The organism is Limnospira platensis NIES-39 (assembly GCF_026000695.1).
GTDB lineage: Bacteria > Cyanobacteriota > Cyanobacteriia > Cyanobacteriales > Microcoleaceae > Limnospira > Limnospira platensis.
The window spans coordinates 4,534,770-4,558,744 of record NZ_AP026945.1; the positions used below are offsets into that span (position 1 = coordinate 4,534,770).

Genomic DNA, 23,975 nt, shown 5'->3' on the forward strand with positions numbered 1-23,975 from the left:
GATTCCTGATTGATACCTAGAAGGGTAGGTAGGGGCGGGTTGATTAAAATTGTCGTCGGGGACTTTAATTAATTGGGGAACCCGCCCCCACGAATTGATTACCCTCTCTTTCGGCTTTACCTATATCTTGGCATCAAAATATGAAACGGAATTATATAACCCGTAAAATTAAACTCTGGAAGCCTCTAACTCGTTGGCTTTCCCTCGCGATAGCGATCGCCTTGTCAGTGGTTGCTGTTTCTATCATCTTCACCCCCATTGATACCAATGCCACATCCCTGAGCGAAGCCATTTTAGGCATGGATCATCGTTTTCAAGCAGTATTTGAGGATCATTTTGGTCGAGAACTACCCGGCACCAGTGACCCCCCAGAAGTGATGGCAGAAACCCTGTCCTTGCTGGCTGAAAAAACCGGAACCAAACCCGCAATTTTATGGGTGAGTCCCCGCATTGACCATTTACACCTAGTCCTAATTAATCCCGGAGGAGAACCCGTAGTTGAGGATCTCTATGAAGTTCCCCAAGAATTACTGAATCAAACCGCTCGCGAGTTCCGCCAAAATATTACCCGTCTGCGTCCTCCCTTACAACTAGGAGCCGCCCAACAGTTATATGAGTGGATTATTAAGCCATTAGAGCCACAATTACAAGCTGATGATATTGATACCCTGCTTTTTTGCGTAGGAGAAGGACTCCGAGGCATCCCTTTCGGTGCTTTATACGACGGCGAACAGTTTTTAATCGAAAAATATAGTTTGTCTCATATTCCCGCCTTTAATCTGATTGACAGAGACTATAAGCCTATTCAAGCTGATCGGATTTTAGCCATGGGAGCCTCAGAATTCCAAACACTGGAACCTCTCCCGGCTGTACCTGTGGAATTATCGGCTATCACTTATAAAATTCCCAACCTGTTAATTCCCCAATCGGCTATCGAGGGACAATTTTTGCTCAATCAGGATTTTACCACGGAAAATCTACTAGCCAAACTAGCTAATCAAGATTTTGATATTATCCATTGGGCTACCCATGCTGAGTTCAATCCCGGAAATCCAGATAATTCCTATATTCAGTTTTGGGATAGTCAACTTACTCTCAGCCAGTTATCACAAATTCCCTGGAATTCACCGCCGGAATTATTAGTCCTCAGTGCTTGTCAGACGGCTTTGGGAAACGAAGAAGCAGAGTTAGGATTTGCGGGTTTAGCACTACAGGCTGGAGTCAAATCGGCTGTGGCTAGTCTTGGGAATATTAGCGATTTGGGGACTTTAGCCCTAATGTCGGAGTTTTATCTGCAACTAGCCAAAAACCCCACGAAAGCAGAGGCACTCCAACAGGCTCAAATTAATCTGTTGCGTGGTGATGTATACTTTGATGGCGATCGCCTGTTCTTATCTAACGGTGTGATGCCTTTACCGCAAGGTTTAAACGATTTAGGCGGTTCTGGTCTCCGCCATCCATTTTACTGGGCTGGTTTTACTATGATTAGTAGTCCCTGGTAAACAGCTCACACCAATAGGCGATCGTCTGCCAGAAGTGTAATTAATAATTAATAATTGATAATTAATAATTGTACGGGCGAGTTCGGTTGTCAACTCAACTCCCGACGACTATATTATAAACCCGCCCCAGTCCACAAGGTAATTAGTAAACAGGGAGGAGAGGCACTTTTAAAGCCTGTTGTATGATTACTGAAATGACTGTATCAATATTAACTGAAAATTGACCAATGATTAAACAATTAGCTATTTCTCGCCGAAGTGTCAGAATTAAATGGCTTTCGGTATTATTGGCAATAGCAGGAGCATTGCTATTTGTTGGGGTGAGCATAATTCCGGCGATCGCGATAACTCAAGGGGATTTGACCATTGATTTTGCCACCTCTCAACCTGGTGTTAAATCTATGAGTGGTTTTCTCTATGGAGTGGAGGAAGATGAACCGCCAGACCATCTAATTCAACCCCTGCAACCGAGACTGTGGCGGACATCTCGCCTAAACCTTTATCCTCGCTTAACTGGATTTGGGGCAACATTTCAGTTGTTACTGAGTGATACTTGGGGATATGGAAGACCACGGGGGTGGCCCTATGATGACTATACCCGCTGGGAAAACCATGTTCGGAATTTGGCTAGAGAACATAAGGGAAAAAAGATGCTCTGGGATATCTGGAATGAACCAGATTTGCGCGATCCGTTTTGGCATGGCACTAGAGAACAGTTTTTTGAAACCTATAAAAGGGCTTATCGGGTTTTACGGGAAGAGTTAGGCCCTGATGTGATCATTGGTGGGCCGAGTATTACTAAGTATGATAAGGGTTTCTTGACGGCTTTTTTAAACTATTGCCGAGACAATAATCTTGAGGTGAACTCGTTATCTTGGCATGAACTTAATGATCAGACTATTAATGCGATCGCATCCCATATCCGAGATGCTAACCAGAGTTTTCGACAGAACCCAGCTTATCGCAGTCTGAAAATTCAGCGATTGGATGTTAACGAAATCATTGGACCCACTGCCCAATATCGACCTGCTGAAAATTTAGCCTATTTGTATTATACAGAACAGGGAGGCGTTTCCGCCGCCGCCAAAGCCTGTTGGGAACCAAAAGCGGGCGGTAGAAATAACTGTTTTAACAAAAGTCTTGATGGTTTGGTACAGCCGGGACCTTTTGCACCTAGGGCGGTTTGGTGGGTTTATAAAGCCTATGCCGATGGCTTTGAAACTAGGGTGAGGACTCAGGGAAATAACCCCAGAGTGATTGGTTTGGCGAGTCGGTCTAATGGTGGAAATCAAGCCCAAGTCCTGTTTGGTTATTTTGAGCAAGGTCGAGCGCCCCGTCAAGCTACTGTTACCCTGACTCTCAGAAATCTTCAGCTGCTTGACTTGGTAAGGCCTGGACAGCCTTTAAATTTGACTATCTCCCGAATTCCAGACACTGGCGAAGCGGTGGTTAAGGATTTAGCGATCGTCAAACGGGAGCAAATTACGGTCACTAATCAAATAGTCCGATTGACTGTTCCCAATATTCGCATCCATGAGGCTTATATTTTGACTATCGGCTAGGTAGCGCACCTTGAGTGATATCTTGGTGAGGTTAAGGGCGATCGCCTTGGTAAATTTACTCTAGGGGGGTACCGTCTAAACAAGCGCCATCAAGACAAGCGCCGCCCCATTGTGTATTTTCCACAATGGCACAAAGTAGGTTAGCCTGTTGCAAATTCGCCCCTCGCAAGACTGCGCCACTCAGGTTAGCCTCTTCCAAATCAGCTTGGAAAAAGTCCACTCCCGAGAGGTTAGCATTTCTCAGGTCGCAGCCCTGCAAAATTGCCTGAGATAGACTCACACCCCGCAAATCAGCCGAATGTAGACTAACACCACTCAAATCCAGATTACCAAATACCGCCCCAGTGAGAAAAGCCCCTGCAAAAGTAGCCTCTCGCGGGTCTGTATCTAATAAGATAGCACCCCGCAGGTCAGCATTGCGAAAATCTGCCTGTATGAGGTTAGCCCCGGTCAGATTAGCGCCTCGGAGGTTAGCCCTAACGATCGCCCTAGCCAAATTCGCCCCCGACAAATTCGCCCCCATTAGCTTGGCTTGGGACAGGTCTGCGTCAGCCAGATCAGCCCCCGACAGGTCAAGACCCGATAAATCAGCATTAACTAGGTCTTTGATTTTACCATTTCTAATGTCTTCGATATTTAGGGATGCAGTTTGATTATTCATAATAGTTTATTAATGTGTAATTTATGGAGATTATTGATTAGCGGGATTAGTGCTTTCTTCTAGCCAAATATTCGGCAGTTGGGTGGGCTGAGTTGGTAACTGCATTAAACCCACTTCAGTTAACCTAATTACTGTGGCTAAGGAGTTGACTAAAGCCGGATCAAATCTAGTGCCGCTGTATTTTTGACATTCATTTAGGGCATCTGTTAAAGTCAAAGCTGGGCGACTTCCCCGGGGCTGAGTTAGTTCTTGAAAATAGCTAACTAGCCCTAATATTCTGGCTTGGATGTTGATTTGTTCTCCTTTTTGACCATCAGGGACTCCGCTACCATCCCAATTTTCCAAGTGGTGATTAACGACTTTTTGCACTACGGTTAATTCTGGCATAGATTCCAATAATCTACCACTAATAGAAGCGCGATCGCGCCAAAATTTTTGGGTGGCTTCATCCATTTCTTCAGGAGTTTTTAAAAACACTTCTGGGGGTGCAGATGCGAGACCGATACGATGCAGTAAACCCGCTAATTTCAGCCGTCGCAGTTTCAGGGTGGGTAGGTCTAAAATCTGACCTATGGTTTCGCATAAGGCGGCGACTTGTAGGGAAGCGCAAGGGTTAAAGGGGTCACGTTTATCTACTTGTTGCGCCATGCGTAATAAGGCTTGCAGTTTGTTAGCGCTCAAATTGCGGCTAACTCGTTTGGCTTGTCCTTCCCATTGCCAGAGTTGTCTATTTTGGCGATTAACGGAGATTAATTCTTGTTGTGATGATTGTAAATATGTAACAATCCGAGAAACTACCGTGCTGAGGTCGGGAAATGTGGGGTTAGGGGTAGCAGTAATATTTTGATAATATTCCCAGAGGCGATCGCCTAATTCCAGGTTATACTTACGGAAGCGATTAATTAATATTTCGGCAGTTTGGTCTACTATAGTTTGCTCAAAAGTCCAGAGTCCATAAAATTTGCGTTCGGTGTCAATGGTAGGTTTCGCATTAACCAAGTATTCAGACTCTGATAATTCCTGACAGAGCACCATCGCCCTATATCCAGGTGCTATAATTAAGAGGTTCCACTCTTCCACTAGGCCATCAGATGGTTCCAGATTAATTAAGGAAACATTATCTAATTGACCTGTGGGATGTTCGGAAAAGCCACTATCAGGCACAGCGCTAATGGCAATATGGTGGCAAAGTTTGGCGATTTCAAAATAGCGATCGGCTTCTTGAAGATACCATTTTCCTTCTTGAAAAGTCACTAAAACCAGAGGTTTTTCTCCGGTAAGTTCACCTATTTGTAAAAGATGGTCTTCTAAAGCGTGACAAAGTGCGACTAGGGTATTTTTAAAGTAAACGCCAAAACTAGAGGGCAGTTTACCATCAGGTAAAGAGGCTTTAAGTAAGTTTAGTGTCGATTCAGGATTCATATTATTTATAGGAATTTTAACAGGGGACAGACCAAGGTAGCCTCGACAATTAATTAATAATGATTAATTATGAGCTATTTACTGCCCCCTGTCTAGTATCTACTGTTAATTTTGGGCAAGTTGGTTGGGTGGGTCAATGCGGTTAGCGATCGCCGCCACGATAATCATAGGTAAACCTACCAGGAAACAGGTTAACCATTGTTGCAGGTCTAGGGGCGCGGTGCTGAATAAGGTATTCATGAAGCCTACCTGACTAAAGAGTACCTGTAAAACCATGGTAACAGCAATACCAATCCAAATTACTGGTACTTCGGCGATTTCGGTATCTTTCCCCCGTAGTTTGGAGGAGAGAGTTTCGCCAATTTGACTGAGACTAATTAGGTAGAATACGCGCCCAAATACGAGGGCTTGAATTGCCATGGTCCGGGCGATCGCATCTTCTTCGGTAGTCATCCTCGCCCATTCAAACATTCCAAAAATCAGCACCCAGTTAAAGACAGAAATCAACAGAATTCGCAGGAGTAGTGGCTTATTTAACAGGGGTCGATTAGGGGAGAGGGGGGGTTGTTCCATCACCTGTTTAGACTTAGGTTCAAAAGCCAGAGGAACCGTCATAGCGATGGAGTTAATCATATTTAACCACAAAACTTGTAGGGAGAGAATAGGTAATAATCGGTTGAGGAGGACACTAATAACGATGGTCATGGACTCGCCGCCATTGACAGGTAAGATAAAGGCGATCGCCTTGATCAAATTACGGTAAACCGTGCGCCCTTCTTCCACCGCCGCCTCAATAGAAGCGAAATTATCATCGGTCAAAACCATATCGGAGGCTTCTTTAGCCACCTCGGTCCCCGTTTGTCCCATAGCCACACCAATATCAGCCTGTTTAAGGGCGGGTGCATCATTGACCCCATCCCCCGTCATGGCGACAATATCTCCCCGAGACTGTAAGGCTTCCACCAGGCGCAATTTTTGTTCCGGGGCGACCCGCGCAAATACTACGCCATCTTCAGCCGCCTTAATAAACTCTTGCTGATCCATCTGGCTAAGGTCTTCTCCGGTGAAAGCAATAACTCTCCCTGACCGTTTAAGGCGCATTTGGGAGGCGATCGCACTAGCGGTGATGATATGGTCTCCCGTAATCATTTTCACTCTAATACCAGCGTTTTTACAGGCGGCTACGGCCCTAATTGCTTCTTCGCGCGGCGGGTCAATCATTCCTTGTAAGCCGAGAAACTCTAACCCCTGTGCAATATCCTCATGGTCTAGGGTGGTTTGCTGGGTGGGTTTTTTGGCGATCGCTAATACCCGTAACCCAGAAGCTGCCATAGTTTCAGCCTGTTGATGAATTTCTGCAGCATCTACCGGAATAACTTGCCCGTCAGAGTCTAACATTTGATCGCAGCGGGAAACAATAGCTTCCACCGAACCCTTCACATAAATTACCAACTGTTGGCGATCGCTAGATTCATGCAAAGTCGCCATATATTGATATTCTGACTCAAAGGGAATCACATCTTGACGCGGCATTTCTGCCTCTAATTCAGCCAGAGTAAATCCGGCTTTGCGGGCGCTAACAATTAAAGCCCCTTCCGTCGGGTCTCCCACAATTTTCCAGGTGTTTTCTTCCTGAATTAAATGGGAGTCATTACACAACATCCCCCCTTGCAAACATTCTATAAGCATCGGGTGATCAGCTAGGTTAATAGCTTGATCTGCTGAGGATATCTCCCCCTCTGGTGTATAACCACTACCGGAAACCTGGTAATTTTCACCCCCAACATAAATCTGCTGGACGGTCATTTGATTTTCAGTTAAAGTTCCCGTTTTATCAGAACAAATAACCGTCGCACTTCCCAGAGTTTCCACAGCCGGGAGTTTCCGAATAATAGCATGGCGGTTAGCCATCCGAGAAACCCCAATAGCTAGGGCGACTGTTACCACTGCTGGTAAACCTTCGGGAATGGCACTAACTGCTAGGGCGATCGTCGCCTCAAAGACTTCGTTTAAACTCTGACCATATCCTAACCCTACCGCCAACGTCAAGGCTGCCACTCCCAGGATAATATAAAGCAGTTGGCGGCTGAATTTACTAAATTTCCGAGTTAGGGGAGTAATCAGATTATTTTGGTTTTCCATTAACTGAGAAATGCGCCCAGTTTCCGTGTTTTTTGCCGTAGCGATAACTATGCCTCGCCCTTGTCCTGCAGTCACAAAACTGCCAGCATAACCCATGCTTTTACGGTCTCCCAGAGAGGCATTTTCCTCTACCGGATCTGGGCGTTTCTCCACAGCCGTTGATTCTCCGGTTAGGGCGGATTCATTAACTTGTAAATTCTTGGTTTCTACTAGGCGCAAATCAGCAGGAATTTTATCACCAGAAGCTATAAAGACGATATCCCCAGGCACTATTTCCGATGAGGGAACCTTGTTTTTTTCTCCGTTTCTATATACGGTGGCTTCCGTTTCTATGGACGATGACAGGGCGGCGATCGCATTTTCCGCTTTAGTCTCTTGGATAAAGCTAACTATAGCATTAATCAGAACGACCGCCCAAATTACCCAACCATTAGCACTTTGCCATCCTTCTAAGATAAACTTAATCCCCCCAGCAATAATTAGAATATAAAGTAGGGGTTGATTAAACTGTTCTAAAAATCGGATAATCGGATGTGTTCCCCCTTTACTTTCCAGGCGATTTAAGCCAAATTGTTCCTGTCTTTTTGCCACTTCTTCCGAGTTTAAGCCTGCTTCTAGGTTAGCCCCAACTTCAGCAGCAGTGTCGGCGATCGCTAAACAATGCCAGGGTTTGGGTGGTAGAGATTTAGGGTCATTCATAATGTCAATTTTGTGATGGTCAAAGGGTTAACCATAGCCCCAGAAAATATAGCTATAGGGGAGGGGGTAGCCATGGTTAAGGTTATCGAAACATTAAGATGTCGGCACAGAAAAGGTTAGTCATCCTCACCAACCAGGATAAGTGCTTACATCCCCATTAGGATAATATGTATCATATCTAACAATCGTGTATTTTCCAAGTGTTTAGCTGGTGGATGTAGTTAAATGTCAATTCTACTTACTTCGCGAGACTGTAGGGATAGGTGATGATTGATGAGAAAATTGCGGGGATTGTGTGTAAAAATTGCCAATATATGATATAATACACCCTGCAAATATCGCTAATCCGATAGCAGGGAGATGGGATTTTAATGGTTAATACTCAACCGATTGTTTCCCCCGAATGGTTACGCGAAAATCTGAATAATCCCCAGGTGAAAATTGTGGACTGTCGTTTTGCCTTGGCTGATCCAGCTTGGGGACAACAACAGTATCAACAGAGCCACATTTTGGGGGCTTTTCATCTCGATCTAAACCGGGATCTGTCTTCACCAGTGACTAAACATGGTGGCCGTCATCCCTTGCCGAATATTGATGAACTAGCTGATAAATTAGGCACAATGGGGATTGAATTTGGGGAAACCCATGTGGTAGCCTATGACCATGCCCGGTTTGGCTTTGCGGGGAGGCTGTGGTGGCTGTTACGATATATGGGTCACGATCGCATTAGTTTACTCGATGGTGGCTTTAACAGTTGGCAGGCGGCGGGTTATCCCGTCTCTGAAGAGTTGCCAAGTTCACAACCGGCTAAATTTACCCCGAAATTGCGATCGGATTGGGTGGTAAATTATGAACAGGTGAAAACCCGCAAGGATCAGCCCGGCGTGGTTTTAGTTGATTCTCGTGACTATGACCGCTATCTAGGCAAACATGAACCCATAGACCCCATAGCCGGACATATTCCCGGCGCGGTCAATTTACCCTGGCAACAAGTCACCGATGATCAAGGTTTTGTTAAATCTACACAACAACAGCGGTGGGCGGACTATCAGGACGCTGAAGAAATTATCGTTTACTGTGGGTCAGGAGTCACAGCCTGTACTAATTTGCTATCCCTGGAATTGGCAGGCTTATCCCAGGGAAAATTGTATGCCGGAAGTTGGAGTGATTGGTGTTCCTATCAACTAGACCCGGAAGCCTGAAGCCTAACGACACCCCAGGGAGTAGCGGGTATCAACTCCCGTCGTCGAGTTGACTCCTTCTGCCCTCAGACAGAGTTGGCGCAACTGTTCCCGATCAAAAATAGCATCGGTGAAGTCTGCGCCAGTGATTTTGGTATCAGCAAAGGTAGAACCTAAAAACAGGGCTTCCGTAAAAATCGAATCGCTGAGGTCTGCTTGGGAAAAGTCCACCTGATCGAGCATAGCATAGGTGAGGTCGGCTTTTCTCATGGTCACGCCCAGCATAATTGCCCGACTGAACACAGAACCCCGCAATTCGGCTTCGTCAAAGTTAGCATATTCCAGATTGGAGTTGGCAAATTCGGCGGCGGGTAGTTTTTGGTTGGAAAAATCCCGGTTTTGCAGCAAGCTGTGGTTAAAAAACAGGTGGGAGGGGTTCTCAGCTAGGGCTAACCCAGGCCCAATAATTAATATTAGCCCTACCCATAAGGCGATCGCTAATGATTTAATCATCCTCTTCATTGCTAAAAGTCCCATACAAATATCTCTAATAACCACAATCTATCTCCAGGATAGCGAACTACAGCAACCTTTTCACTACAATGGGAAACCAAAGACCACGTTAAACTGTATTGATGATTAATTTTTTCTTGACTTGGCTGTTAGCAGCCATTGCGCTGTCCATTACCGCTTATTTAGTGCCTGGTTTAACTCTGGAGGGTTGGCAGGCTGCTGCTGTAGGGGCGATCGTTATGGGGTTGGTAAATGCCATCATTAAACCAATTTTAACTATCCTCACCCTACCCTTAACCCTATTAACCCTAGGTTTGTTCCTGTTTGTCGTTAACGCCATTTCCCTATCCCTCGTCGCCAAATTTACCCCCGGTTTTACCATTAATGGATTTTGGCCAGCCCTATGGGGTTCTATTGTCCTTTCCTTAGTTTCCTGGGGTATGAGTCAAATTGCCAACAAAACTGATGTAGATGTTTAGATTGTTCAGATTTTCCCGACTCTAGGTTAAGGCGGTGGGTTATTCCTGGCAATATCAACCCCCGCCTTTTTTATCCCAAACTTCCATTACAGCCTGTTCAGAAATCATCTGATCACCTCTCAAAGTCCCTCTCCCTCTCTGGGAGAGGGATTTAGGGTGAGGGCAATGTATTAAGCGACTGGTGAACAAGCTGTATAAACTATTGACCTACATTCAACATCAAAAAGTCATCATTCTTAAATATCAACTTATCCACAGACTTCCTCTACCACCAGGAATCTCACGAATCTTCATATCCGTCATCTCTAAATGTTTGTAGGACATCCACCCTATTTGTCCATTCAACCAATTTTGTTTATCTGCAGTACATAAAGCGCGACCACACCACCATATCCCTAGATTTTGATTAACATAAGTCGCATCAAATATCTCAACGAAAGTTCCTAATGGTAGCTTTTCGAGAATGTTGTTACTATCGTTAGGGTTAGGGGATCTTCTCAAATTTAACCCCTCAGTTTTCACCTTAGCAATAGATTCAAATATATCAGCATGAACCCTGGGAATATACCAGAAATCACGACGATTTTGTTCTCCTGAACCCAAATAGGAATATATAATCATCTCATAATGTCCGTCTTCCAAATAACGACTATTATTCCGAGCGATAAAACTAGCGCCCGCCGGAACTTCGATTTTTTCATGACTAGGTAATTGATTAGCCGGGAGAGGTTTCGCTTTAAAAATAGTGGGGGTATGCACAAAAACTTTCATGATTAGTTCCCTCAGTAATAGAGATAGTTGATTTGAGACATATTAGGCACTAAAATACTTAGCCGCCGGGTGGTAAGTGATAATCGCAGTAGTCAGAATTAGACATCAAAAAGTCATCATTCTTAACTATTAATAGATATCGTGAATCTTCAGATCCGTCATCTCTAAATGTTTGTAGGACATCCACCCTATTTGTGCATCATTAAACCAATTTTGTTTGTCTGCAGTACATAAAGCGCGACCACACCACCATATCCCTAGATTTTGATTAACATAAGTCCCATCAAATATCTCAACAAAGGCTCCTAATGGTAGCTTGTCGAGAATGTTGTTACTATCGTTAGGGTTAGGGGATCTTCTCAAATTTAACCCCTCAGTTTTCACCTTAGCAATACATTCAAATACATCAACATGAACCCTGGGAATATACCAGGAAGTAGAACGATTTTGTTCTCCTGAACCCAAATCGGAATCTATAATCATCTGATAATGTCCGTCTTCCAAATAACGACTATTATTCCAAGCGATAAAACTAGCACCCCCCGGAACTTCGATTTTTTTATGACTAGGTAATTGATTAGCCGGGAGAGGTTCGGCTTTAAAAATGGTGCGGGTATGCACAAAAACTTTCATGATTGATTGCCTCAATAATAGAGATAGTTGAGTAGAGAGATATTAGGCGCTAAAATACTTAGCCGCCGGGTGATAAGTGATAATCGCAGTAGTAGACTGTTCTGGGTAAAGCTGTTCACTTTCATCCATATATAAACCAATTACCTCTGCTTTCAACAGATCTAACTGTTTATATTGGTCTTGCATATTCGGACAAGCCGGATAGCCGAAACTGTAACGGGAACCTCGATAACGCTGCTTCAGGATATCGCGAATATTATCAGCATCCTCCCCACCAAAACCTAACTCGCGGCGAATGCGGGCGTGTAACCATTCTGCCATGGCTTCAGCCGTTTGTACTGCCATACCATGGAAATACAAGTAATTCGTATAATCATCAGCAGCAAATAGCTTCTGGGCGTAATCTGTCGCGATTTGTCCCACGGTGACGGCGTGCATCGGAAAAACGTCGATTTTACCGCTATCTTTAGGGGCGAAAAAGTCAGCAATACAGAGGCGACGACCAGACCGCTGGCGGGGAAATTCAAAACTGGTAATTGGTTCGGAAATTTCTCCGGCCTTAATTTTTTCGGGGTCATAAATTAACAGCGTGTTCCCTTCCGACTGACAGGGAAAATAGCCATAGACGGCGCGGGGTTGGAGTAAGTTTTCGGCAATAATTCGCTGTTTCCACTCTGCCAAAATTGGATAAACTTTAGCTTCTAAAAACTGGTTATATTCCTCCCTGGGTTGTCCTTGGGGTTTACGGAACTGCCATTGTCCGGCGGTTAAGGCTTGTAAATCTAAATACCAGAATAATTCATCAAAGGGCATATCCACAGGTTCGAGAACTTTCACCCCCCAGAATGGCGGCGTAGGACGTTCTATATCTACTGCTACGGCTTCGGAACGTCGGGTATCTACTACTTTTGGGGTGTCAGGTTCTGGCTGGTCTGTTTGGGGTGGTGACTGTTGACTCTGACCGTTAGTGGTGATGGTTTCATCTTGGACAAATTCATCTAAAAAGCCTTTGAAATCTTCCCATTTTCCGGCTTTCTTGGCGGGCATTAATTTATCCATAAAGGTGAGGTCGGAAAAGGCATCTTTCCCATAAATTACCCGACCTTTATAGGTGTTCTGACAGTCTTCATAGACAAACTTGGAGGTTAAAGCAGCACCCCCTAAAATGACGGGAACGGTAATTCCCTCTTGATTGAATACCTCTAAGTTATCTTTCATAAAGGCGGTGGATTTAACCAGTAAACCACTCATGGCGATACAGTCGGCGTTATGTTCTCGGTAGGCGGAAATAATATTATCAACGGGTTGTTTAATGCCTAAATTAACGACTTTATAACCGTTATTAGATAGGATGATATCAACTAGGTTTTTACCGATATCGTGAACATCTCCTTTGACTGTGGCAATTACAAAGGTTCCTTTGGCATTATTTCCCGATTCGGATTTTTCCATAAACGGCTCTAGGTAAGCAACCGCCGCCTTCATGGTTTGGGCGGACTGGAGAACAAAGGGTAGTTGCATTTGACCAGACCCAAATAGTTCGCCGACAACTTTCATCCCGTCTAATAGGAAAATGTTAATAATATCTAGGGGGGGATATTTTTTGATGGCTTCGGCGAGAGCATCTTCTAAGCCTATGCGTTCCCCATCAATGATATGCTGTTTGAGGCGTTCTTCAATTGGTAAATTAGCATCACCACTGCGATCGCGTTTAGTAGTTTTACCTTCAAATAGGGTAGTTAATTTAGTTAAGGGATCGTAGGTACAAACATCCCCATCAAACTGTCGTTGGTCATAAATCAAATGGTGGCAGACTTCTTGATGTTCGGGTTCAATTTTAGCCAGAGGTAGGATTTTATTAGCAGTCACAATAGCGGCATCCAAACCCACGGCCATGGTTTCGTGCAAAAACACTGAATTTAACACCTGTCGCGCCGCCGGGTTCAAACCAAAGGAAATATTAGATATCCCTAATAAAATATGGCATCCGGGGAGTTGTTGGCGCATTTGATGAATGGCTTCAATAGTGGCTTTCCCATTTTCGCGGTCTTCTTCAATTCCGGTAGAAATAGGTAAAGCTAGGGGGTCAAAAAATATTTCTGTGGCGGGGATACCAAAGGCGATCGCATCATTATAAGCCCTTTGAGCGATCGCAAACTTTTTGGCGGCTGTCCGCGCCATTCCCTCCTCGTCAATAGTTCCCACCACCACACCAGCGCCGTATTTTTTCGCCAATTCCAACACCTTATAAAACCGAGGTTCCCCGTCTTCATAGTTAGTAGAATTAAGTAAACATTTCCCCCCAGCGACCTTTAAGCCAGCCTCCATTTTTTCCCATTCCGTAGAATCCAACATCAAAGGAAGATTAACATTAGTCACCAGCCGAGATACCAACTCGTGCATATCTCGGACTCCGTTACGCCCCACATAATCAACGTTCACATCAAGAATTTGCGCCCCTTCTTTCACCTGTGTTTTAGCGAGGGCGACCAAACCATCCCAGTCTTCTGCATTGAGTAAATCCCGGCATTTTTTCGACCCGCTGGCGTTGAGTCTTTCACCCACAATTAAAAACGAGTTTTCCTGTTCATAACTGATGGTACTGTAGATAGAAGCCGCCGAGGGTGTAATCTGAGGATGGCGAGGTTTTGGGGTCAAGGTTTGGGCAATTTCCGCCAAGGCTTTAATATGGTCAGGACGGGTTCCACAACAGCCGCCAATCACCTGTACTCCCAAATCTTCTATAAAGTGCATTAAAGCCATTTTTAACTCTAGGGGGGTGAGTTTATAATGAGCTTGACCGCCGACATTTTCCGGTAAACCAGCGTTAGGAATACAGGAGACCACAAAGGGGGAATGTTCTGATAAATAGGCGATGTGTTCCTTCATTAAATCGGGACCCGTGGCGCAGTTAAGTCCCAAAATATCGATTTGATAGGGTTCGAGAATAGTTAGGGCGGCGTTAATTTCGGAACCGACTAACATAGTTCCAAAAGCCTCCATAGTTACGGATACCATAATTGGTCGCCGTTCCCCTTTCATTTTAAATACTTCTTCGATACCATTAAGGGCGGCTTTAATTTGCAGGACATCCTGACAGGTTTCGACAATAAACAGGTCTACCCCACCATCAAATAAGCCTTCTGCTTGTTGACAAAAAGCACGTTCTAGGGTATCAAAATCGATATGTCCGAGGGTGGGGAGTTTAGTTCCCGGTCCCATTGAACCTGCCACAAAGCGAGGTTTTTCGGGGGTAGAAAATTCAGCGGCGACGCTTTTGGCGAGTGTGGCGGCGGTTTGATTGAGTTGATAGGCTTGGTCGGCGAGGTCGTATTCTGCTAATACGATAGAAGTCCCCCCAAAGGTATCGGTTTCAATAACATCAGCGCCAGCTTGCAAAAATTGGCGGTGGACGGTGGCGACGGCTTCGGGTTTGGTATGGACGAGGTATTCGTTACAGCCTTCGTATTCTTTCCCCCCAAAGTCTTCGGCGGTGAGGTTTTGGACTTGTAGGTTAGTTCCCATTGCGCCATCAAAGATGATCACGGGGCGTTGGGGACTGTGAAGGCGTTGTAAAAATAGGCTTTCCATAGGGGATTTAAAGATAGATTTTTTTTTAGATCGATTGGATATTATGGTTAAGATGCGATCGCAGCTATCTACTATTTTTACACAATTTTCGCCCAGATTCACCCCCAATTATTTACCGAGTGATTTTGAGGGGGGTTGGCTAGGGTGTACACTTCGGTTTCAGATGCGATCGCATTTCGTAGGTAGGTAGGGTTCTGAAATAATCCTAACAGCGTTTTTCCGTCTAACATCCTTAACCCTCCCTTCGTCTGGGTAGCTAATAACTGATTAACTGATTCCGGGTCAGGTCGGGAGGAAATTGGTTGTTTAGATGCTAACACAAACCCCCAAGGTTCTCCAAAACTGGGAACATCACTGCTATAGCTTTGGATATGGGGAAATACTTGATTGATGGTATGGGCGACTTTCGTATGAAACCCCAATCCAGCTAAGGCGGTTGAGCCAGCTTGTACTACTAGGAAACCATCGGGTTTCAGGACTCGCGCCATTTTGCTAAAATATTCTTGGGTAAACAGTTGAAAAGATGGTCCTGACTCTACCGGGTCGGACAGGTCAGAGATAATCACATCCCACTTTTGAGATGTGCTATCTAGGAAGTTAATGGCATTGTCAATATTAACTGTGGTGCGGGGGTCATCAAAGGCGCGATCGCTCATTTCTGGCAAATATTTTTTAGAGGCTTCTACCACTTCTTGATCTAGGTCTACCATCACTACTTCTTCCACGGTATGCCAGCGCAAGACTTCCCGCACAGTCGCACCTTCTCCACCTCCTAATATCAGAACTTTTTGGGGGTTTCCATGATAAATTAAGGCGGGTTGCACTAAGGGTTCATGATATAAAAATTCATCAACTATAGATGATTGTAGTTTCCCGTCCAAAACCAAAACCCGACCATAAGATACTGTTTCTAAAATCTCCATTTTCTGATAGGCAGTCTGCTGAGAAAGTAGAACCCTGATCACACCATGAGCATAAATATCCCAAGATGTTATATAATCATTGAGCCACAAGTCGGCTGCTATCTGACTACCCACCATGAGTTATCCTCCTTGTTTATGGGTCAAATCCTACAGTAATTATAAATCATCTGGTTTCGGTCTTGTGGTTTAATGGTCCAATCATAGGGCTAGATCAGCCTGGGTATTTTCGGTTATGAATAGTGATTGATAGCATGGGGCTATCTATCCCACCAGTCCCTAGGTAACGGTGAACTTCAGGCGATATTATGACCATAGATATATGTCATCATCTCAGGTTTTATTGACACCTAAAAAACCCGGCTACAGAATGACTAAATTATCTCGATGTATGACAGTTTCCGCCCCCGCATAACCGAGAATTTCGGGTATTTGTTCAGAGTGACAACCTTTAATTCTCAGCATTTGGGAACTACTATAGTTAACTAAACCCCTGGCTATTTCTTGATGGTTATTATCACATAATTGCACAGAATCATGGGGGTTAAATTCTCCCTCAACCTTGATAACTCCTGCTGCTAGGAGAGACTTTCCCCCCTCTTTAATAGCTTTAATTGCGCCGGAGTCAAGGTAAAGTTTACCCATGGGAACTAAGACATTAGCGATCCAGTGGCGACGGGAATTTACGGGGCGAGATTGAGGTTCAAACTGAGTCCCGATCGCCTCTCCGGTGAGAATTTTTTGAAGATTAGCAGGATGTTTACCATCAGTAATGACAGTACGCACCCCGGAAGCGGTAGCGATACGCGCCGCCTCAATTTTAGTAATCATCCCCCCAGTCCCCCAACTGCTGCGGGAAGAACCCACGTCAACTTGAAATTCTTGTAACTGTTGAATATTAGTAACTAGATGAATAGGTTTAGCATGAGGATTACTGCGAGGGTCGGCGGAATAAAGGCTTTCGACATCAGTTAACATAAATAGCCAATCTGCCTCTACTAAACTAGCGACTAAAGCTGATAAAGTATCATTATCCCCAAACCGTAATTCATCGACAGCGACGGTATCATTTTCATTAACAATAGGAATGACACCCAATTTCAGCAGTTGTTGAAAGGTATTATAAGCGTTGACATAGCCGCTGCGTTGTACTAAATCTCCGCGAGTTAGCAGGACTTGGGCGATGGGTTGTTTGAGGGTAGTAAATAAATCATCATAAACCCTAATCAAGCGCCCCTGTCCGACGGCGGCGACGGCTTGTTTAAGGGCGATCGCCCTAGGTCTTTCGGTTAATCCCAGGCGATCGCGTCCTACACCCACCGCACCAGAGGACACTAAAACGACGCGATTTCCGTTCCTTCGTAGGTCGGTTAAAGTCTCTACCAGAGTCGCCAAGGTTGACAGCGCCAAGTGTCCAGTTTCCGACTGGGTTAAACTGGAGGTACCAATTTTCACAACAATAGTACAGGTCATAATTGGTATTGGGGGGGTCGGAAATGGGTTGTTAATTTTTCAAAACAGCGCCGAGGAGTTTAGATATCCAAACTTCGATAGATCGAGTTGAAAAAGATGTACCAGTTTGCATGGGGTCAACCATTGGTTCCACTAGAATTGTAAACATTCCCAAACGGTTTCCCGCCAGAACATCGGTAAATAGGCGATCGCCAACCATCGCAATTTGAGCGGTGGGGATATCCATAGCATCGACGGCTTGACGAAGTTTGCGGCGGGAGGGTTTAGCCGCCGCGTTAATGTATGGTAAACCCAGGGCGTTAGCAATACCACTAATGCGAGTCTGGCTGATATTGTTGCTAACTAACCAGAGGGAAAATAGGGGTCTAACATTTTCTACCCACTCTCGCAACTCATCAGAGACTTCCTGGGTGGTTATAGGGACTAAAGTTTCATCGACATCTAACACCAGTCCTTTGAGATCATACTGATGAAGGATATCAGGTATAAGCTGCATAATCGAGTCGCCCAGAACCAGATCTGGTTCTAAAAGTTTTCCCCAGGACATAGCTGATTGTAGAGTTTAACTCTACTATCCTACATGAAAACAGAGTAATTCATCACATTTTTATTGATTAGCCAGTTGTCGTTCGACTTCTGCGATCGCCGCCTGATGTTCTTCTCCGGTGCGGCTAAAGATATGAGTACCATCATACCGAGCCATAAAATAGAGGTAATCTGTTTCGGCTGGATTTAGGGTAGCCTTTAAACTAGCCACACCTGGGGAGGCGATCGCTGTTGGTGGGAGTCCCACATTCAGATAAGTATTGTAAGGTCCCGGAGTTTCCACCTGTCTAAAAGTGAGGGGTTGGTCAACAGTTTGGCGAATCCCCAAGCCATATTCTACGGTAGGATCTGCTGCTAATGGCATTCCCATTCTGAGGCGATTATGAAACACCCCAGAAATCAAATCCCGTTCATCAGCCACCACCGCCTCTTTTTCCACAATACTAGCCAGTGCTACCCATTCATTAAGATCAAGATTGTGTCTGTCTCGGCTTTGTTGATAAATTGGTAGCGCCACCCTTTCAAATTGAGTTAGCATCTGGTTAATCACGGTTTTGGGCGTAATCAAATCACTAGCCACCACATAGGTATCAGGATATAAATATCCTTCCAGTAGGGGTAATCCTTGCGGCAACCATGGATATTGATCATAGGGTATTTGTTGAGCTTGTGCGATAAACTCCTCGGCTGAAAAGAACCCTTGTGCTTGGAAATATTCGGCCATTTCCCGAATCGACCACCCCTCTGGAATGGTAAAGCTGGTTTGCATCACTTCCCCAGTCCAAATGCGATCGGCAATGTCACCGAGGGACTCCGTAGGGGATAACTGGTAATTTCCCGCTTTAAATTCTCCATCTGGGTCTCGGAAAACCAACCACCTAGACCATAACCGCCATGCTGTCGATGATCTAATCAAGCCAGCGCTTTCCAAATCGAGGCCAATTTGTTGGCTGGATGTTCCTGGGGGAATTGAAATCTGGATAGCAGTTTCTGCGGCCGCATTTTCCCCGATCGCATCTCCATCTATGTGAGGAGAACTAGCCCAACTCCACCAACTCCATCCTTGCCAACCACAAAATCCCCACACTAATGGTACTATGGCGAAATAAAAAATACCTTTAGAAATCCGTCCCATAACCTATTCTATCAATCACTAACAACTACTTCTGCTTAATTAGCAGTTCGGCTTTTAACTAAAATCTCCAAATAGTTTCTCCTCAATCATCGGTAGTAGTGGTTCAATTTTATCTAATTCTTCAGAAGACAGCAATTGTGGCTCACCTTTCGGATTCCTACGAGCCAAAATAAAAAATGGATCGAGGGGGGTATAAATGCCGTATTCTTGTTCTTCATGATAAAAAGTTGTGAGCATCAACAGTTCCTCATAATCTTCCTCATCCCCCCCACCAGAACCATTACCGTCTACATCATTATCAAAAATGTCCTCTGGTAATTCCCCAGCGACAGTCAAGGTGACTGCTGTACGTTTCAGGGTGAGGTTCTGTTCTTCCAGAACTACTTTCGCGGTGGCGAAAATGCTATCGATGACGGCTTCTGACTCTACCGGAACTGCCACCTCTTCATCCTCATCATCAGACCAAGTGAGGATTTCCACGGGGGTATCGAGGGGAAGCAGCAAAATATATTCTTCCCCGTCTAAGCTAAAGGATGACTCAATGGTGCATTCAATGGATCGCCCTTGTTCATCAGTTAGGGTAGTGGCCTCTGGTTCGGGGATATTCTCGTCGGAAAATTGGGATGGCATGATTTTTGAAAGTAGTATGGTTGCTCAAAAAAATAAGGCAATCAGAATTATACCAATGGGTACAATTGATACAGATCCACTTGTACCAGAAAGAATAACATAACAGTGATCCCTTAACCCCTAGGATTTGTGGCGGCGTTGATCGAGCCACTGTTGCAGAATCAAGGCGGCCGCTTTGCGGTCAATCAGGGCTTTATTCTCAGACAGGGGGATTTTTTGGCCTTTTAACATCTCTTCGGCCTCAATGGATGTTAAGCGCTCATCAAAATATTCTACGGGTAGAGCCAGGGATTTTTGCAGTCGTCGGGTATATTTTTGGATCTGACGGGCTTGGGTTCCTAACTCTCCATTGCTCAAATAGGGTAAACCGACGACTAAAATTTGCACCTGGCGCTGTTGGATTATGGCCTGAAACTGGGCTAAGTCCGCCTCAAAGTGGGTGCGGACAATGGTAGTTAATCCGGTGGCGATTAAGCCGGTACCATCACAGCCAGCTACTCCAATGCGACGGCGACCAATATCTAAGCCTAGGGCTGATATATAGCCTTTGGGGGTGATATCATTCATTGCTCGCGCCTGGTTTAATTTGGGTCTGATGCACCACTCTCGGCGATGTTTTGGGGTTGCATTTTGGCGGAGGAATCAGCAGTGCTGGTCTGACCTGGATGGGTATGATGGCGATCCATTGGTCCTAGCCATGACATTCCCCCCGGAACTGGCTTTCTCGATGGTTGCAAACTTTGGAGAACTTCGGACCATTGGAGAGGTTCGGCGATCGTTTTTGACTCACGCAATTTGTGCCAAACCGATCGCGACATTAGCAGGGTGTGTTCCACGGGCTCGGCTCCGACTTTTTGTAAATAGGCTTCGCGTTCGGGTTGATAATCCACGGAAGCCAGTCGCAGGGACTGAGGCGGAAAATCTTGGACTAATTGAGCCATTTGACATAAAAGTTCGGGGTATAACCAAGTATAGGCGGGATGAACGGTTAACTCGGCTTGATGGGGTTGGCGACCATCTCGACACAGTTGGATTTGAAAATAACCGATCGCCGCCTTGCGTTGAGGTTCAAACACATAACCGCTGACCTGTTCGACTCCATCAAGCCATTGTCGCACTCCATCGGCGATCGCTCTGATCACATTAGTTTGAAAATCGAGAATATGGCGATCGAACACCTGTCGGACTTGAGGTGGCATAGAAACCGTATCTAATTGATACAACAATTGAGCATCAGCATTACTGACCGGAAGTAGATTAGGGACATCCGCCACAGATTGGGCTAAATCAGCCAGCAATTCAGGTTCTACGGACCAGTAAGTGATTTTAGCCAGGGGTTGGAAGCCATTTTGTCGATACAGCGCCAAATCATCTTTATCGTTAACATTGACCTCCAAAACCCAGGTTCTGGCTTCCCAAATAGTTTCAAAGCAGTATCGCAACAGTTGGGAACCAATACTACCGGAATTAGTGGCCGGGTCTACGGACACTCGCTGAACCCGCCAGGTGCTACGGGTACGGTTGAAGGGGGAAACTCTGATCACTCCTTGAACCTGTCCCCCCTGTTCGGCTACATAGGTATTAAATAGGTGCTGACAGGGGTTGGGAAACCAACTCAGAAATCGGAGTAAGCCATACCAGAGTCGAAGTTGTTTGATTTCCGGGTCGATGGCGGGGTCTTCGCGCCATGGCTCATCTACCGGGCGCGTGAGCTGAGACAAACGCTCAAAAGCCTCTAAATCGCGATATTGAAAGGGGCGAATTGTCGCCTGAGTTTGATTGGGAGAAGGAAATAAATTCATGTACCTCCTGGGGTTTGGGGGTGTTGGTAGATCATTATTCAAGGCTTTGATCAGATTCGGGACGGATCAGAACTAATGGGGTGCGCTCATCAGCATTTCCGGCGGGATTGCTTCTGAGCGATCGCTCCACTAAAGCCGTAGATAAACCAGAAGTCGCTGCCAATATTTTAACGGCTTTCAAGTCGTTAACGTCTACAATGGCTGCTTCTAGTCCCGTGGCTTGGCGAATACGGTTAACTACTCCTTCAGGGTCTTCTGGACCCAGGACAATAAATTGATCGTAAGGTGGTAGGGTTCCGGTAACATCATCAATAAGGCGTGCTTGTTCCCCGGCTAATTCGTAAAACCCGCCCCGATGACCTAATACTTTGCCAATCGCACCTCCGACAAAGGCTCCCAAAACCCGCACCGGACCGACTATATCCACTAGGGTTTGCAGTCCGCAGGCGGTGGCTAGGCTGGAGGTGGGCATAAAAAAGTAACAAACTCGGCGGGCTACCCATCCGGGTTTGACTTCGGTTGGGTGGCGGAACTTACCTTGAATTAAGGCTAGGGGAGTTTCTCCCATTGTAACAATATCTCCGGGTTTGGCGTGTGGCATCACATAACGCTGCACTACTTCGACGGGATCATCTAGTTGGGCCAGGAGATGGGTGCGGATCGGGAATACTTGACCGCCGCCTTCTACGGGGCGAGGAGTGGGGGGAATTTGCGGATCTGGGTATTGCATGGGAATCACCAAATGGCGGACTTTGGGTATTCTGCCTTGGGGTCCGTAGGTGACGTAGCGAATTTGTACCCAAGCTGACTGGAGTTCCTTGATGTTTGGGCTTTGAATGTCGATAATTGCTTGGAATCGGGTGATTTTACGCGCTTTGACGATATAGGCTAACCAGTAATCATCGGCTCTCGGTTTGGTGTCTTCATGGGCGGCAATGATGCGGGTGTTTACCCTGGTATGGGCTAAACTGCCATCGGATAGGAGTTTGACTTTGGCTGTGACCTCCGGCACCATTATTTCTAGGGTCTTGGTCCGGTTATATAGTTCAAATTCTCCTTTGAGCAAGAGTCTTTGGGGTTCTGTGAGTGTCTTTTCCCAATTGATGGCTCTTAGTTCTAAGTCATTACCCGGACGGTTACGATGCTGCCATTCTAAGGCAATTAAAATGATGGCGATCGCTACTACCATGGCGATCGCTAACGATAAAATCAGATTTACAATAATCACACCAGCCCCCCAATAAAGCTATCAAACATGAATGAACTAGGGGTCGAGAATAGAGTCGCCTCTATCCCCTCCCATTCAGAACCGGACATGAGACTTTCACCTCATCCGGCTCTAGTGGTGCTTCCACATCCCGATAATTGGCATAGACACGAAAAACTTCATGATGTGACGCACGCGCAGACTGTTCCATTGTTAAGGACACAGCGTTAGCCTCATCCAAGGCTGTCTTATCATCGTGACAATGGCGGTGTAGTAGTTGAAGGTTTTTGTACTCATCCTTTCCGCCTTGACTTCTGGGATGTATGTGGTCAACTTCAACTAAATCTGATGGGGTAAAGTATTGCCCGCACCAGTTACACTTACCTTTTTGCTTTTTGAGTAGTTTTGCTACCCTGTTTGGTGTTCCAATTGCCTGTTCTTTCCTGGTTGCCCAGTAAGTCCAGTTTCCGTCATAAAGAAGTGTTGCTTCCGGGCGGATTAGGGTGTGTCTGACAATCGAGGTGTAGCTATGTTTCCATAGCGTTTTCCCGTCCTTAGTCTGGAATAACCAGGTCTCATGTCTTTCTTTCCCATTACTGAGCGCTACCTTTCCAGGTCTGAAATAATTACTCAGTTTTTCATAACTTGCCTTTCCACATCTTGTAACTGTCCATGCCCTTAACATTTGCCAGATTACACAGTCTAGTTTGTTGAAGGTTTCTAATGAAACTACCCCTGAATAGTAATTATACCATCCTCGGATAATCGGGTTTAGTTTGCTAATCAGGGCTGATTGGGGTGCTGTTTTATGTTGTTTAATCACACCCTTAATCACTTCTGTATGGGCTTTAACTGCTTTCTTACTGGGTTTTATGTGGGTTTTGTATCCCAACACCTTTTTTTGTGCACTTTTCCCAGATTTATGTTTTCCCACAGGATACTGCCTGATGTTGAATCCTAAAAAGTTGAACCCTGGTTCTTCTGTTTTTCCGTCATATTCGTTATGGTCGAAAGGGAAGTCGCCTTCCCCAACTCCACTTCCAAACCGTACTTGAGACTTTCACCTCATACGGCTCCTGATGTCGATACCCCTTTTTTCATTAGGA

General features: G+C 45.3%; 19 protein-coding genes and 1 pseudogene. 4 read left to right on the plus strand and 16 right to left on the minus strand.

Features of this window, described 5'->3' with window-relative positions; all coding sequences use genetic code 11:
• Positions 1-140 precede the first annotated feature (140 nt).
• Together N39L_RS22235 and N39L_RS22240 are read left to right on the plus strand one after the other, a co-directional pair.
• Positions 141-1,502, plus strand: coding sequence for a CHAT domain-containing protein (locus tag N39L_RS22235; protein WP_006619110.1), 1,362 nt, complete (start codon positions 141-143; stop codon positions 1,500-1,502).
• A gap of 227 nt (positions 1,503-1,729) precedes the next feature.
• Positions 1,730-3,064 carry a GH39 family glycosyl hydrolase gene (locus tag N39L_RS22240; RefSeq protein ID WP_006619111.1) on the plus strand — a complete coding sequence of 445 codons (1,335 nt, stop codon included), beginning with the start codon at positions 1,730-1,732 and terminating at the stop codon, positions 3,062-3,064.
• Between the two features lie 55 nt (positions 3,065-3,119).
• On the opposite strand, the gene N39L_RS22245 is transcribed toward N39L_RS22240, so the two are convergent.
• The 3 genes from N39L_RS22245 to N39L_RS22255 all read right to left on the minus strand — a co-directional run bounded on the left by N39L_RS22245 (position 3,120) and on the right by N39L_RS22255 (position 7,988).
• Positions 3,120-3,725 (minus strand): pentapeptide repeat-containing protein, encoded by a 606-nt coding sequence (locus tag N39L_RS22245; protein ID WP_006619112.1) that lies wholly within the window; start codon positions 3,723-3,725, stop codon positions 3,120-3,122.
• A gap of 30 nt (positions 3,726-3,755) precedes the next feature.
• Entirely contained in the window at positions 3,756-5,147 is a 1,392-nt protein-coding gene (locus tag N39L_RS22250) for an HD domain-containing phosphohydrolase (protein ID WP_006619113.1), read from the minus strand.
• Between the two features lie 105 nt (positions 5,148-5,252).
• Positions 5,253-7,988 (minus strand): cation-transporting P-type ATPase, encoded by a 2,736-nt coding sequence (locus N39L_RS22255; protein ID WP_014276405.1) that lies wholly within the window; start codon positions 7,986-7,988, stop codon positions 5,253-5,255.
• A 371-nt stretch (positions 7,989-8,359) separates the two neighbouring features.
• Between N39L_RS22255 and N39L_RS22260 the strand changes: the two genes are divergently transcribed.
• Positions 8,360-9,190 carry a sulfurtransferase gene (locus N39L_RS22260; protein ID WP_006619115.1) on the plus strand — a complete coding sequence of 277 codons (831 nt, stop codon included), beginning with the start codon at positions 8,360-8,362 and terminating at the stop codon, positions 9,188-9,190.
• Positions 9,191-9,193: 3 nt separating this feature from the next.
• On the opposite strand, the gene N39L_RS22265 is transcribed toward N39L_RS22260, so the two are convergent.
• Positions 9,194-9,727: a pentapeptide repeat-containing protein gene (locus tag N39L_RS22265; protein ID WP_081471219.1), complete on the minus strand. Its 534-nt coding sequence runs from the start codon at positions 9,725-9,727 to the stop codon at positions 9,194-9,196.
• 77 nt (positions 9,728-9,804) lie between these two features.
• Between N39L_RS22265 and N39L_RS22270 the strand changes: the two genes are divergently transcribed.
• Complete coding sequence (locus N39L_RS22270; protein ID WP_014276407.1) at positions 9,805-10,161, plus strand: phage holin family protein; 357 nt, start codon at positions 9,805-9,807, stop codon at positions 10,159-10,161.
• A 243-nt stretch (positions 10,162-10,404) separates the two neighbouring features.
• Here the strand turns inward: N39L_RS22270 and N39L_RS22275 are convergent, their stop codons facing one another.
• The 12 genes and pseudogenes from N39L_RS22275 to N39L_RS22330 all read right to left on the minus strand — a co-directional run.
• A complete protein-coding gene (locus N39L_RS22275) occupies positions 10,405-10,932 on the minus strand; it encodes an SH3 domain-containing protein (protein WP_014276408.1) in 528 nt (175 codons plus the stop codon).
• A gap of 129 nt (positions 10,933-11,061) precedes the next feature.
• Complete coding sequence (locus tag N39L_RS22280; protein ID WP_014276409.1) at positions 11,062-11,565, minus strand: hypothetical protein; 504 nt, start codon at positions 11,563-11,565, stop codon at positions 11,062-11,064.
• Between the two features lie 42 nt (positions 11,566-11,607).
• The gene (gene metH, locus N39L_RS22285; RefSeq protein WP_006617814.1) at positions 11,608-15,156 is read right to left on the minus strand and encodes a methionine synthase; all 3,549 of its coding nucleotides are present in this window, start codon (positions 15,154-15,156) and stop codon (positions 11,608-11,610) included.
• Positions 15,157-15,254: 98 nt separating this feature from the next.
• Positions 15,255-16,196, minus strand: a complete 942-nt coding sequence (locus N39L_RS22290; RefSeq protein WP_014276410.1) for a spermine/spermidine synthase domain-containing protein — start codon at positions 16,194-16,196, stop codon at positions 15,255-15,257.
• A 243-nt stretch (positions 16,197-16,439) separates the two neighbouring features.
• Entirely contained in the window at positions 16,440-17,549 is a 1,110-nt protein-coding gene (gene proB / locus N39L_RS22295) for a glutamate 5-kinase (RefSeq protein ID WP_006617816.1), read from the minus strand.
• Positions 17,550-17,580: 31 nt separating this feature from the next.
• Entirely contained in the window at positions 17,581-18,096 is a 516-nt protein-coding gene (locus N39L_RS22300; RefSeq protein ID WP_006617817.1) for a YqeG family HAD IIIA-type phosphatase, read from the minus strand.
• Positions 18,097-18,156: 60 nt separating this feature from the next.
• Positions 18,157-19,230, minus strand: a complete 1,074-nt coding sequence (gene mltG / locus N39L_RS22305) for an endolytic transglycosylase MltG (RefSeq protein WP_014276411.1) — start codon at positions 19,228-19,230, stop codon at positions 18,157-18,159.
• 54 nt (positions 19,231-19,284) lie between these two features.
• Positions 19,285-19,860, minus strand: a complete 576-nt coding sequence (locus N39L_RS22310) for a DUF3727 domain-containing protein (RefSeq protein WP_006617819.1) — start codon at positions 19,858-19,860, stop codon at positions 19,285-19,287.
• A 120-nt stretch (positions 19,861-19,980) separates the two neighbouring features.
• Entirely contained in the window at positions 19,981-20,427 is a 447-nt protein-coding gene (gene ruvX, locus N39L_RS22315; RefSeq protein ID WP_006617820.1) for a Holliday junction resolvase RuvX, read from the minus strand.
• A 14-nt stretch (positions 20,428-20,441) separates the two neighbouring features.
• Positions 20,442-21,662, minus strand: coding sequence for a GNAT family N-acetyltransferase (locus N39L_RS22320; protein WP_006617821.1), 1,221 nt, complete (start codon positions 21,660-21,662; stop codon positions 20,442-20,444).
• 34 nt (positions 21,663-21,696) lie between these two features.
• Complete coding sequence (locus N39L_RS22325) at positions 21,697-22,890, minus strand: hypothetical protein (protein ID WP_006617822.1); 1,194 nt, start codon at positions 22,888-22,890, stop codon at positions 21,697-21,699.
• Positions 22,891-23,068: 178 nt separating this feature from the next.
• Positions 23,069-23,869, minus strand: a pseudogene (locus N39L_RS22330) (HNH endonuclease); the annotation flags it as partial.
• Positions 23,870-23,975 lie beyond the last annotated feature (106 nt).

Coding starts and splice junctions, on each gene's coding strand:
- N39L_RS22235 (WP_006619110.1), top strand. CDS start 141: ATGAAACGGAATTATATAACCCGTAAAATTAAACTCTGGAAGCCTCTA.
- N39L_RS22240 (WP_006619111.1), top strand. CDS start 1,730: ATGATTAAACAATTAGCTATTTCTCGCCGAAGTGTCAGAATTAAATGG.
- N39L_RS22245 (WP_006619112.1), bottom strand. CDS start 3,725: ATGAATAATCAAACTGCATCCCTAAATATCGAAGACATTAGAAATGGT.
- N39L_RS22250 (WP_006619113.1), bottom strand. CDS start 5,147: ATGAATCCTGAATCGACACTAAACTTACTTAAAGCCTCTTTACCTGAT.
- N39L_RS22255 (WP_014276405.1), bottom strand. CDS start 7,988: ATGAATGACCCTAAATCTCTACCACCCAAACCCTGGCATTGTTTAGCG.
- N39L_RS22260 (WP_006619115.1), top strand. CDS start 8,360: ATGGTTAATACTCAACCGATTGTTTCCCCCGAATGGTTACGCGAAAAT.
- N39L_RS22270 (WP_014276407.1), top strand. CDS start 9,805: ATGATTAATTTTTTCTTGACTTGGCTGTTAGCAGCCATTGCGCTGTCC.
- N39L_RS22275 (WP_014276408.1), bottom strand. CDS start 10,932: ATGAAAGTTTTTGTGCATACCCCCACTATTTTTAAAGCGAAACCTCTC.
- N39L_RS22280 (WP_014276409.1), bottom strand. CDS start 11,565: ATGAAAGTTTTTGTGCATACCCGCACCATTTTTAAAGCCGAACCTCTC.
- metH (WP_006617814.1), bottom strand. CDS start 15,156: ATGGAAAGCCTATTTTTACAACGCCTTCACAGTCCCCAACGCCCCGTG.
- N39L_RS22290 (WP_014276410.1), bottom strand. CDS start 16,196: ATGGTGGGTAGTCAGATAGCAGCCGACTTGTGGCTCAATGATTATATA.
- proB (WP_006617816.1), bottom strand. CDS start 17,549: ATGACCTGTACTATTGTTGTGAAAATTGGTACCTCCAGTTTAACCCAG.
- N39L_RS22300 (WP_006617817.1), bottom strand. CDS start 18,096: ATGTCCTGGGGAAAACTTTTAGAACCAGATCTGGTTCTGGGCGACTCG.
- mltG (WP_014276411.1), bottom strand. CDS start 19,230: ATGGGACGGATTTCTAAAGGTATTTTTTATTTCGCCATAGTACCATTA.
- N39L_RS22310 (WP_006617819.1), bottom strand. CDS start 19,860: ATGCCATCCCAATTTTCCGACGAGAATATCCCCGAACCAGAGGCCACT.
- ruvX (WP_006617820.1), bottom strand. CDS start 20,427: ATGAATGATATCACCCCCAAAGGCTATATATCAGCCCTAGGCTTAGAT.
- N39L_RS22320 (WP_006617821.1), bottom strand. CDS start 21,662: ATGAATTTATTTCCTTCTCCCAATCAAACTCAGGCGACAATTCGCCCC.